This window comes from Hymenobacter lutimineralis (assembly GCF_008271285.1).
GTDB classification, from domain to species: domain Bacteria; phylum Bacteroidota; class Bacteroidia; order Cytophagales; family Hymenobacteraceae; genus Hymenobacter; species Hymenobacter lutimineralis.
Map to the genome: position 1 here is coordinate 268,537 of NZ_VTHL01000001.1, position 12,022 is coordinate 280,558.

The following is a 12,022-nucleotide window of genomic DNA, read 5'->3' on the forward strand; positions in this document are numbered from 1 at the left end:
AGAGTTAATAGTCGGTGGGGAGCACGCCCTGGGCGCGCTGCACATCTACTTTGCTGGCCAGCACCTGAAACAGGGCGCTGTAGTAGTTAAGCTGAGAAGTGCGCAGGGTGGTTTGCGCCACCAGCAGGTCGAGGTAGGTTTTGATGCCTTCCTTGTACTGAAGCTCCACTACCGTGTACACCTGCTTCGACAGCTCAAGGTTGCGCTTGCCCAGGAGGTAGTCGTTGTAGTAGCTGTTGTAAGAAGCCAGGGCCCGGGCGTATTCCGTGCTGATCTGGTTGCGGGTGCTGCTGATTTCCTCGTCGAGGCGCTGGTCCTGGAGGCGGGCCCGGCGCAGGTTCTGGGTGCGCCGGAAGCCCGTGAAGATGGGCAGCGTGGCTTGCAGCCCGGCGAAGGAGTTGGGGAAGCGCCGGCCGTACAAGTCGCTGAGGTTGTTGTTCTGGTACACCGAGTTGTAGTTGCCAAACGCCGAAAACGACGGCAAAAAGCCCAGACGGTAGTAGTCGACCGTGACGCCCTGCAAAGACTTCTGAGTCTGCAGCTGCTGAATCTCGATGCGGTTGTTGGGGTTCAGGCCCGCTGTGGTGTCGAGGGAAGCGTCCTGCTCCAGGCGCAGGGTGTCGTACTGCAGGGCCACGGGCTGGGCCAGGGGTAGGCCCATCAGCTCCTTGAGGTAAGCGGTTTTGGCCTTGATGCTTTCCTGGGCCTGCTTCTGGCCGGCCAGGGAGTTGTTCAGGGAAATTTCCGCCTGCAGAAAGTCGGTCTTGTCTACCAGGCCCACTTCGTAGCGGGCCCGGGCATCGCGCAGGTTGCGCTGCAGGCGGGTTACGTCTTCCTGAAAAACGGCCACCTGGCGCTGGGAGAGCAGGATGTCGTAAAACGCCTTGCTCACGGCCGCTACCACCCCAATGCGGGTGTTGGTGGTGTTTTGGCGGGCACCCTGGCGGGTGAAGCGGGCCCCGCGGGCGGCCAGGTTCACGTCGTTGTTGTAGATAACCTGGGTGCCGCTTAGCCCAACGGTAGACGTGTTGCGCAGCCCAATCTGGCGCGGGGTATTCACGCCATCAATGGGAATGACGGTGAAAGGCAGCCCGAAATAGTGCTGGGCCGAAGCCGTAAGACCTACCTGCGGCAGCCAGGCAGCCCGGGCAATGCGGATGTCGGCCTCGGCCGTTTCTTCGTTGAGGCGGGCCTGCCGTACGTCGGGCTGGTTGACGAGGGCCACCTGCAGGCACTGGGTGAGGGAGAGGGGCCCGGCGGGCGGCCCGGCCGGGGCGGCCGTCTGGGCTTTTCCGGCCTGAGGGTGCAGTACGCCCAGCAGGCCGAGCAGAACCCCGCCCACCGTGCGCGCACATGATTGAAAAAGGCACATAGCCATGAAAACCGGGTAGCTACCTGAAAAGTTATGGACGTTGCACGTGGTTTGGGAAGCACTGCGGCAAGGCCGCCGCCCGCGCAAGGGGCAATGAATGTACCTACAGGGTTGCAGGCAGCCGTCAACTTTTTGCTGCAGCCCGCGGGGGCGCAGCGTAAATGGTTGAGTAGTACCGTAGCTCCGCCGTTTAGGTTGCAAACTCCGCAGAATAGGAGCTGCCGCTGCCGATGTTGCAATAAAGTTGCGCGTTAACGGAAGTATTTTGATTGTTTTTTAAGCGAAAAACGGTTCAGCTGCCAGGCTCGCAACAGTGGGCATATGTCAGCTGCCGGGTGCGGGCCTGGGCCGTCCAGCGTGCGTTGTAAGCGCAATAGCAGGGGCTTTGCCGCTTGTTTGGCTTGGATTACGGCTTTTATTTCTTCTAAAAAGCCAACTATCTTTCAACCGCACCGCTTCCCCACACTGCCTTTCTTCGGCAGCCACGCCTCCTATTGTATCCTCTGCTGCCTGGTGGCGCCCTTCCGGGGCCGAAGCCTTCCTTAGTGCCGGCCGCAGAACCCCCCGCCCTGAAGTTGCTGTCCTCGCGCGCCCGTGAGGCTGAACTGTATTGCCTCTTCTCACCAAACTCCCACAACCATGCTCAAACCTTTCCGCACTTCGCTGCCGGGCGTTGCCGCCCTGCTCTGGCTTTTGCTGCTCCCCGCTTTTAGCCGGGCCCAGGGCAGCATTCCGTTTACCATTGCCAATAACTCGCCTTTCCCCGATACCGACCTCTACGTGGCTATTGTGGGCAAGGACGCCGCTGGCAACCACCTCTGGATCAACGCCGCCAACGGGCAGGTGCTGCCCATGTCCTCCTCGTACAATACCGTGACCGGCCCGACCTATAACGGCAACACCGGCCCCGGGCAGAACTCCAAGTACGCGGCCTGCTTTACCCGGCTGAGCAATATTCCCAACAAAACCTTCACGCTGCCCTACATTGCCGGCTGCCGGGTGTTCATCTCCCAGGGCCAGCAGCTGTACCTGTACTTCTTCGGGGCCTCAGGGGCGCCTTCGGGCTACGCTGCCCCGGACTTTCAGAACCCCAACGACCCGAATAAAGGCATTCGTTACGAGTTCATTGAGCTGACCAACAACCAGTACGGGTTCTTTGGCAACCACACCCGCGTAGACTCCTACAACTACCCCATGGGCCTGGAGTTGTGGGGCAATGGCTACTACAAGCGCGCCGGCGAGCTGAAAAGCCACGCCGACATCCTGGCTGCCTATCAGAGCTTCGCGCCCGCCGAGTTTCAGGGGCTGCGTAATGCTGCGGCTGGCACGATTACCTGCCCTGGCAAGTCGGCCCCATTCCAGGCCGGTGGAGCCTACGCTAACTACTTCGGCGCTTACATTGATGCCATCTGGAACAAGTACGTCAACGAAGACCTGATTTTCTATGCTGGCGACGCGGGCGTGTTCAAAGGACGCATCAGCAATGGTCGCCTCACAGTGGTAGGGCAGTCGGGAGGCTTTGTAGGCCGCACGGGTATTGTGTCGCGCAAGCCTACTACGCAAGAAGTACTGGAGGGCAAAGGTGTACTCGACCAGCGCGTGGGCGACGGCGACCTGGACCTGGTGATTCAGTCGCAGCTGTGCGCGGCCATCAACCGCCACGTGGTGAACACCACCACCACTAACCCCGGCCAACAAAACTGGTACAACGCCGGCCAGTACTACCTCACGGCCCCGGCCAACTACTACGCCAAGTTCTGGCACCAGGGTGGCATCAGCGTCGACAACCTGAACTACGGCTTCGCTTATGATGACGTGAATGACCAGTCCTCCAGCCTGCACGCGGCCCAGCCCACTAAGGTTGTCGCTACGTTTGGGGGCTTCGCCGGAACTACGCCTCCGGTAACGGGCGTGGCTACCATGTATAAAGATTGCAACTACACGGGCACGGCCGTGGGCCTGGGCGCGGGCGACTACACGCTGGCCGCGCTGCAAAGCCGGGGCATCCTCAACGATGATATTTCCTCGCTCAAGGTCAACGCCGGCTACGAAGTGGTGCTCTACGAGAACGACAACTTCACGGGCGGGGCCTTGACGGTGGGCAGCGCCGGCAACAGCTGCCTGGTGGGCAACGCCCTGGGCACGGGCAACTGGAACGACAAGGCCACCTCGCTGCGGGTGCGCGCTACCACCAGCACGGGCTTCAGCCTGACGCTGCAGGCGGAGGCCGCCAACGTCAACAACGGCATGACGGCCGAGACGACCACCGACACGGGCGGTGGGCAGAACATGGGCTGGGTAGATGCCGGCGACTACCTGGTCTGGAACAACATCACCTTCCCCACCACGGGCCAGTACCTGATTGAGTACCGCGTAGCCAGCGGCGGAGCCGGGGGCACGATTTCCTCGGACCTGAACGCGGGCAGCATTCAGTTCGGCAACACCACGATTCCCGGCACGGGGGGCTGGCAGAACTGGACGACGGTCTCGAAGACGGTGACCATCAACGCGGGCACCTACAACGTCGGCATCTACGCCCAGACCGGGGGCTGGAACCTGAACTGGGTGCGCATCAGCAAAGCGGCCGGGCGGGGCACGGCCCTCTCGGCCCAGGAGTCAGCGGAGGCGCAGGCCACGCAGCTGTATCCGAATCCGGTGGCGGACCGCCTGCACGTGGTCTCGAAGCTAAACTTGACTAACAGTGCCTACACGGTGCTGGACATGCAGGGGCGGCGCGTGGCCAGCGGCACACTGGACCAGGGCACGCTGAGTGTGCGCGCGCTGAAGGCCGGGCTCTACACGCTCGTGGTCACGGCCAAGGACGGACAGCTCATCACTCGCCGCTTTAGCCGGCAATAGGCTAGGGGCAGGGGAAGTCAGCTGAGCTGGCTTCCCCTTTGCCTTGTGTTGCCGGTCCTGAACTGCTTTCAGGTTCACTACTTCTTACCTGACCTCTTTTGCTTGTGAGCCGGGCCGTAGCCGGGCGGCTGGCGGTGCTACGCCGTCCGGTTCTTTTTCACCACCTCATTCACTTCTTTCTTCTCTCCATGAAAAAAGTTTATTCCTACGGGCTGAGCGCGGCGCTGCTGCTGGGCAGCCTTGCGGCCTCGGCTCAGCAGAACCGACCCGACGGGCCTAAGTTCCGCCTCGGTACTGCGCAAACGCTGGTGCAGCAGCTGGAAAACCAGGTAGCAGCCGGCACGGCCCGCCGCCAAACCAGCCCCACGGTCACGTTGCGCGTGTCGGCCTCCCAAACGCTCACCGGCAAAATCAACTACCGGCAGGACCTTTCTGCTACGGGCGAGTACCTGATAGGGGAGGTGCAGGGCGTGGAAGGCTCATCCTTTCTGGTGCGCATCGAAGGCCGGAAAGTAGAAGGCAACATCATTCTGCGCGGGACTAAGCGCGCCTACCGCTACTCCGCCGATGAGCAGGGCAACGCTTACGTGCAGGAAGTAGATATCAACAAGGTCATCTGCATCCACTACGACAAGCCCACGGGCATGAACCAGAACCAGCTGCGTCGGTCCGGCAATCAGGCCTCGGCGGTAGCGGTGATATCCTTGCAGAGCTACCCCGGTGCCCGGGGCTGCATCATGCTCGACTTCGATGGGCAGTACGTGTCCGGCACGCCCTGGAACAACGGCAACCCCATCAACGCGGCACCCGCTGGCATCAACGACGCCCAGATTCAGGAGTTTTGGGAGCTGGTGAGCGAGGATTTCCGGCCGTTCAACATGAACGTGACGACCGATGAGGCGGTGTTCAACTCCTACCCCAAGAACATGCGCATGCGCTGCATCGTGACGCCCACCAACACGGCTGCCCCGGGCGCCGGCGGGGTGGCGTACCTGCAGTCCTTCAACTGGAACGACGATACCCCGTGCTGGGTGTTTATGTCGGACCCCAAAGCTGGAGGGGAAGCCTCTTCTCATGAGGTGGGCCACACCCTGGGCCTGAGCCACGACGGCCGCCTGAACCCCCAGGAAGAGTACTACGACGGCAAAAGCTCCACGCGTTGGGCGCCCATCATGGGCGCAGGCTACTACAAGCCCGTTACGCACTGGAGCCGCGGCGAGTATGCCTCCGCCAGCCAGACCCAGGATGACCTGGCTATTATGTCGGGGGCGCCTTACAACGTGGGCTACCGCAACGACGACCACAGCAACAGCATCAGCGGAGCTACCGGGCTGACCCGCAACGGCACTGGCCTCTCCGGCCGGGGCATCATCGAACGGACTTCTGACCAAGACTACTTCTCCTTCACCACCAGCGGCGGCGCCGTCAACCTGAACGTGAACACCGTAGGCCGCCACGGCGACCTGGACATTGTGGCGCGCCTCTTCAACAGCGGCGGCACCCTGATCGGCACCTTCGATACCGGCGGAGCCCTGAATGCCACCGTCAGTGCCAACCTAGGCGCGGGCACTTACTACTTGCAGGTAGACGGCACCAGCTCCGGCAACCCCGCCACCGACGGGTACTCCGACTACGGCTCCCTAGGTACTTTTACCATTTCCGGCACCGCCCCGGTGGGCACTAGCACCAGCGGCGTGGCCATTATGTACAAGGACTGCAACTATACCGGCACGGCGGTGGGCCTTGATGCCGGCGACTACACCTTGGCCGCCCTGCAGAGCCGCGGCATCCTCAACGACGACATTTCCTCGGTGAAGGTGAATACCGGCTACGAAGTGGTGCTCTACGAAAACGACAACTTCGCCGGGGCTTCGATAGTGGTGAATGCCAGCAACAGCTGCCTGGTAGGCAACACCTGGAACGACCGCGCCTCCTCTCTGCGAGTGCGCACGGCCGGCGTTACCAACCTGAGCGGCACGTACACCCTACAAAACCGCAACAGCGGCCTGAACCTGGACGTGGACGGCGCCAACACTGCCGATGGAGCCCTGCTGATTCAGTGGACTGGCAACGGCTGCACCTGCCAGCAGTTCAACTTCACCCACTTGGGTGGGGGCGTGTATCAGATTACGGCCGTGCATAGCGGCAAAGCCCTTGATGTGGCGGGCGTAAGCACCGCCGATGGAGCCCGCCTGAACCAGTGGAGCTACGTGGGCGGCGCCAACCAGCAGTTCATTGCCCAAAGCACCGGCGACGGGTACTTCAAGCTGATTGCCAAGCACAGCGGCAAACTGGTGGAAGTAGCCGGTGGCTCTACCGCCGGCAGCGCTGCCGTGCAGCAGTGGCCCGACAACGGCACGCCCGGCCAGCAGTGGCGCCTGACGCCGGTGGCCTCGGCCTTTACTACCACCTTGCAGGCCGAAGCTGCCAACGTGAACAACGGCATGGTGGTGGAAACCTGCTCGGAAGGCGGCCAGGATATGGGCACCGTGGACCCAGGTGACTACCTAGTCTGGAACGGCATCAACTTCCCCACGACGGGCCAATACACCATTGAGTACCGCGTGGCCAGCGCCGTAGCCGGGGGCACCATCTCCGCCGACCTGAACGCCGGCAGCATCCAGCTGGGCAACACCACAATTCCCGGCACGGGGGGCTGGCAGAATTGGACGACCGTGTCGAAGACGGTGAGCATTAATGCCGGGACCTATAACTTCGGTGTCTACGCCCAGAGCGCGGGCTGGAACCTGAATTGGGTGCGCATTACCCGGGTAGGTGGGGCCGCCATTGCCTTGAAGGGGGCTAATGCCACCAAAGCCGGCCTAGAGCTTTATCCCAACCCGGTAGCTGACCGCCTCACGCTGGCCTCTGCCAAGCTGCAAACCGGTGAGCAGCTGCGCATCGTGGGTCTGGATGGCCGCGAGGTATGGCGCGGTACTTATGATGGCAAATCGGTCGACGTATCGGCCCTAAAGCCCGGGCTCTACACTCTCGTGGTACAAACCCTGGACCGCCAGCAGCTGACTACCCGCTTCAGCAAGCAGTAAACCGGCCTCGGCAGCCACTAAGCCCATCATGCACTGGCCTGCTCCGCATGATGGGCTTGAAGCTGACCCTCGCGCTACCAGCGGCAAATCCTTTCACCAAGCGCCGCCTTTATCAACGCTTCTACACAGTCTGATTACCTCTTTTCCACAACCAACCACCACCGAATGAAAACGACTACGCTTCTGAAAAATGCTTTGGCCCTACTGGTCTGGCTACTAGCCGTAGGGCCCGCCTTTGCCCAGTTTAAGGTTATCGGTTACCTGCCTTCGTGGACGGGCGACGTGAACACCGTGCAGTACGACAAGCTCACGCACATCAACTACGCCTTTCTGCTGCCCAACGCCGACGGCAGTCTGCGGCCCATCGACAACCCCAGTAAGCTCCAGAGTTTGGTGGCTACGGCCCACGCCCGCGGGGTAAAGGTGCTGATTTCGGTGGGTGGCTGGATGAACGACGGCAACCCCACGGAGTTTGTGTCTATCGGCAACAACGCCACTTACACCCGCAACTTCACTACCAACCTCATCAACTTTGCCAACCAGTATGGCCTGGATGGCATCGACATCGACTGGGAGCACCCTACATCGGCTTCGGCCAATGGCTACGCGGCCGTGATGCAGGACCTGGCCACCCAGCTCCACAGCCGGGGCAAGCTGCTGACGACGGCCGTAGCCGGGGGCACCTGGGCCGGGCCGTACATCCTCAACAGCGTGCTCAACAACGTGGATTTTCTCAACATCATGGCCTATGATGATGCGGCCCCGGCTCACTCTACTTACGCGCTGGCGTCGCAGTCCATTAGCTACTGGCGCGGGCGCGGGCTGGCGGCTAACAAAACAGTGCTGGGCGTGCCGTTCTACGGCCAAGCCGGCGGCGAAACGTATGCCTCGCTACTGTCACGTGGTGCCGACCCTAACGCCGACTTGTTCCAGAACATTGGCTACAACGGCATTCCTACCATCAAAAGCAAAACCAACTTAGCCTTCGACCAAGGGGGCGGCATCATGATCTGGCAACTGGGCGGCGACGCTACGGGTACTTATTCGCTGTTGACGGCCATCAACCAAGTAGTGGTGCAGCGTAACGGCACGACGCCTCCTCCTCCCAGCGGCGTAGCCACCATGTACAAGGACTGCAACTACACGGGCACAGCCGTAGGCCTGCCAGCGGGCAACTATAACCTGGCCGCTTTGCAGAGCCGCGGTATTCTTAACGATGATATTTCCTCGCTCAAAGTAAACGCCGGCTACGAGGTGGTGCTTTATGAAAGTGACAACTTCACCGGCGCCTCGCTGACGGTGGGCAGCGCCGGCAACAGCTGCCTGGTGGGCAATGCCTTGGGCACGGGCAACTGGAATGACAAGGCCACCTCGCTGCGGGTGCGCGCCACCACCAGCACGGGCTTCAGCGTGACGCTGCAGGCGGAAGCGGCAAACGTCAACAATGGCATGACGGCCGAGCCGACCACGGACACGGGCGGCGGGCAGAACATGGGCTGGGTGGATGCCGGCGACTACCTGGTCTGGAACACCATCAGCTTCCCCACCACGGGTCAGTACCTGATTGAGTACCGCGTGGCCAGCGGCGGGGCGGGCGGCACGATTTCCGCGGACCTGAACGCGGGCAGCATTCAGCTGGGCAACACCACGATTCCCGGCACGGGGGGCTGGCAGAACTGGACGACGGTCTCGAAGACGGTGACCATCAACGCGGGCACCTACAACGTCGGCATCTACGCCCAGACCGGGGGCTGGAACCTGAACTGGGTGCGCATCAGCAAAGCGGCGGGGCGGGGCACGGCCCTGGCCAGCCAGGAGTCGACGGAGGCGCAGGCCACGCAGCTGTATCCGAATCCGGTGGCGGAGCGCCTACACGTGGTCTCGGCGCTGAACCTGACGGGCAGTGGCTACACGGTACTGGACATGCAGGGGCGGCGCGTGGCCAGCGGCACCTTGGACCAGGGCACGCTGAGTGTGCGCGCCCTGAAGGCCGGGCTCTACACCTTGGTCGTCACGGCCAAAGATGGGCAGCTCATCACCCGCCGCTTTAGCCGGCAATAGGCTAAGGGTAATACTCGCGTAAGGCAAAAGAAGGCGGCTTCCTGAGGAGCCGCCTTCTATGTTTTAAGGAAAGATGTTACGTGGGTTGTTGAAGCAGCCAAGCCACGGCGTCGCCTTCCCGCTCGAAATACTGATAGGTGAGGTGCAAGCCACGTGCCGCCGTAATGACTGTAGCCGTAGCCAGGCGGGCAAACACATTGTCGGCCACGAGCACGGAGCCGTAACGGTAGCCGCCATCCGCCACCATGCGTGGCAGCCATTCCTGCACCATATACGTCTGTTCTTCGGCAGTAAAGGGCTGCATCTGGCGCTGATCGATGAGCAGCCGTCCACCAGGTCGGCTCGCCAATAGGCGAATCACGTGGCTAAGAAACCCCCGGAAGTCCTCAGTTTGGCGTGGTCCCGGCTGATAAATCAGCCGGCCAAAGCCCTGCGGGTTATCTATAACGCGGCCTACGGGGTTGGCAAAATAAATCAGCGGGGAAGTTTCCATGATGCCGCAAACCTACTGCCCGTAGCCTACAAATAGTAGCTCCTGGAGAAAGATGCCGGGCCACTGACCGTCAAAAGCAAGCTGCATTTGGCCCTGGCTTTGGTTGTCTGTGGAGCGGGGCTTATCTTTCAGGCTATTGGCAGTGGGTTCGGGCCTCAAGACAGGAGGGCTGAACCCATTTTTTTCCTGCCGGTATACTCTCTAAGCGGCCCCCTGAACAACGGCCGCTTGCTACCCTATGCCCGACTCCACCCGCCGCCCCGATTTACTGCGCTTATCCTACGACGACTACCGCGCCTTGCCGGCCATTGCCAACTCTGACCTTTCCCGCCTGCGCGACGCACTCAGCGGCAAGCCCCGGCGCGAAGGAGGCGGCAATGCGCCAGCCCTGAGCTTTGGTACGGCGTTTCACACGGCTTTGCTGGAACCAGAGCAGTACGTGCCCAGCTACCCCTTGGTAAACGATACGCTAATCTGGTGGCTGGTAGAAGGTGTACGGCTGCGCGAAGACCTGCGCGAGCTGCTCGAGCACGGTATAGCCGAGCCCAGCTGCCTGTTTACCGAGCCCCTCACCGGTACCTTGTGCAAGCTCCGGGCCGACCTGGTGGTAGATCAGCCCGGCCAGCCCTACACCATCATCGACTTTAAAACCACCCTGGCCCGCGACTACCACCACTTTGCGGCTCAGTGCTCGGGCTACGACTACGACCGCCAAGCGGCCTTCTACTCCGACGCCCTGCAGGCCGAGCGGTTTCTGCTGGTGGGGGTGCAGAAAATTGAGCCCTTTCACATCTACGTCTACGAGGTGCCCCCGCACATGCTGGAAGAAGGCAGGGCCAAGTACCAGCGCCTGCTCAGCTTCCTCGACCCGCACCGCCAGCCTACCTATCTCAGCTCGGCTGCCCGCGACATGATCCGGGAGCTGGGCCACACCCCGCCCCAGGAGCCCGGCAGCGCCCAGCCTGAGGTACCAGATTTTGACAGCTAACGAACTACTTTAAACCAGCAGCGCCGCCCCTAGAAGATTCTGGAGGCGGCGCTGCTGTTTAGGGAGTTCAATCAAAACTCCTGAAACGACCGGAAATCAACCAGCTTGCCCTTTTGAATTTCCTTGAGTTCCTTCTTCAGCTGCTTGGCGCTGGCCTGGGTGGTGTAGTTGGAGTCGAGGGCAGTAAGGTCGGGCTTGCCGGCATTTACCCAGGCCGTGTACCAGAAGTTGGCCGTGGCCTGGGCGGCCGTGCGCAGCTGCCGCTCCACCATGCGGTTGAGGACCTGGTGGTAGGCCGCCGAATAGGCCGGGGTGTGCACCGGGTTGTTGAACACATTCTTCTTGATCTGCCCATCGGCGTTCAGGGCGTAGATGTTGGCGGGCGGCGTTTCGGCGGCCAGCTTTTTCTCCAGGGCCAGCAACGTATCGGCGGCGGCGTGGCTTTGGGCAATGATGCGCCAGGCTTCGGCCGCGGGGTCCTGCAGCAGGCGGGGCTCGGCGAGCTTGAAGTTGTAGTCCTTGCCAAACTGCTCGGGCAGCTGCGACTCGAAGAAGGCATGGATGCCTTTCTGCCCGGTCAGCTGCCCGTCGTGGTTGGAGGAGGTGTGCAGGGGCTGGGTGGCGTCGCCGAGGTAGTGGCCCAGGTCGGCAGCCAGAAACAGGATTTCATCCTTGCGCCCGTTTTTCATCGATTGGGTGAGCTTCGCCAGCACGTCCTGAATGTACCAGGGCAGGCGGCCGCTCTTATCGAGCATGGCGGCATCGTATTTCTTATAGGCTTCGGCCGAGGTTTGGGGCAGCTCACTGATGGGCTGGGTGCCGTAGTCCTCCAGGTCGATGAAATGACGCGGAAACTCCGCCCGGTCGTTGATAACGTACTTGCGCGAATCGGGAATAACGGCCTCCGTCACCACGAAGTCGACGTGGTTGTAGAAGAAGGTGCGCAGGGGCGCGGGCAAAGCCAGCACTGCCGCCCGATTGATGCGCTGGTGCCCCCAGTTGCCCCAGGCCAGCAAGGCAGAGGGAGCCAGAAACAAGCCGCACACGAGCAGCACAACGCGGGGAAGACGGAAAAACGAAAGCAACATGGGGGCGGAGGCAGGTAGGTAAAAGACAAAGGTCCGGGGTTTTGGGCGGCCGGCCAAGCACCCCGGACCTTTTCCGACTTTGGGCGCCGGCCATCAACAAAAAAGCCGCCACCC

Annotated in this window: 7 protein-coding genes; 4 read left to right on the top strand and 3 right to left on the bottom strand. The window is 61.7% G+C overall.

Translation table 11 applies throughout. The features are described from left to right. Nucleotides 1-4: 4 nt before the first annotated feature. Nucleotides 5-1,372, bottom strand: coding sequence for a TolC family protein (locus FY528_RS01075; protein ID WP_187631942.1), 1,368 nt, complete (start codon nt 1,370-1,372; stop codon nt 5-7). A 639-nt stretch (nt 1,373-2,011) separates the two neighbouring features. On the opposite strand from FY528_RS01075, the gene FY528_RS01080 reads away from it, so the two are divergent. The 3 genes from FY528_RS01080 to FY528_RS01090 all read left to right on the top strand — a co-directional run bounded on the left by FY528_RS01080 (nt 2,012) and on the right by FY528_RS01090 (nt 9,339). Further along, nucleotides 2,012-4,231 carry a beta-1,3-glucanase family protein gene (locus FY528_RS01080; protein ID WP_149069135.1) on the top strand — a complete coding sequence of 740 codons (2,220 nt, stop codon included), beginning with the start codon at nt 2,012-2,014 and terminating at the stop codon, nt 4,229-4,231. A gap of 188 nt (nt 4,232-4,419) precedes the next feature. Then, nucleotides 4,420-7,278 carry an RICIN domain-containing protein gene (locus tag FY528_RS01085; RefSeq protein ID WP_149069136.1) on the top strand — a complete coding sequence of 953 codons (2,859 nt, stop codon included), beginning with the start codon at nt 4,420-4,422 and terminating at the stop codon, nt 7,276-7,278. A 165-nt stretch (nt 7,279-7,443) separates the two neighbouring features. Beyond that, the gene (locus FY528_RS01090; protein ID WP_149069137.1) at nt 7,444-9,339 is read left to right on the top strand and encodes a glycosyl hydrolase family 18 protein; all 1,896 of its coding nucleotides are present in this window, start codon (nt 7,444-7,446) and stop codon (nt 9,337-9,339) included. Between the two features lie 76 nt (nt 9,340-9,415). On the opposite strand, the gene FY528_RS01095 is transcribed toward FY528_RS01090, so the two are convergent. Then, on the bottom strand, nt 9,416-9,832 hold the full coding sequence (locus FY528_RS01095) for a SpoIIAA family protein (RefSeq protein WP_149069138.1): 417 nt from the start codon (nt 9,830-9,832) through the stop codon (nt 9,416-9,418). A gap of 238 nt (nt 9,833-10,070) precedes the next feature. Between FY528_RS01095 and FY528_RS01100 the strand changes: the two genes are divergently transcribed. Continuing rightward, on the top strand, nt 10,071-10,820 hold the full coding sequence (locus tag FY528_RS01100; protein WP_149069139.1) for a PD-(D/E)XK nuclease-like domain-containing protein: 750 nt from the start codon (nt 10,071-10,073) through the stop codon (nt 10,818-10,820). Nucleotides 10,821-10,891: 71 nt separating this feature from the next. On the opposite strand, the gene FY528_RS01105 is transcribed toward FY528_RS01100, so the two are convergent. Beyond that, a complete protein-coding gene (locus FY528_RS01105) occupies nt 10,892-11,908 on the bottom strand; it encodes a zinc dependent phospholipase C family protein (protein WP_149069140.1) in 1,017 nt (338 codons plus the stop codon). Nucleotides 11,909-12,022 lie beyond the last annotated feature (114 nt).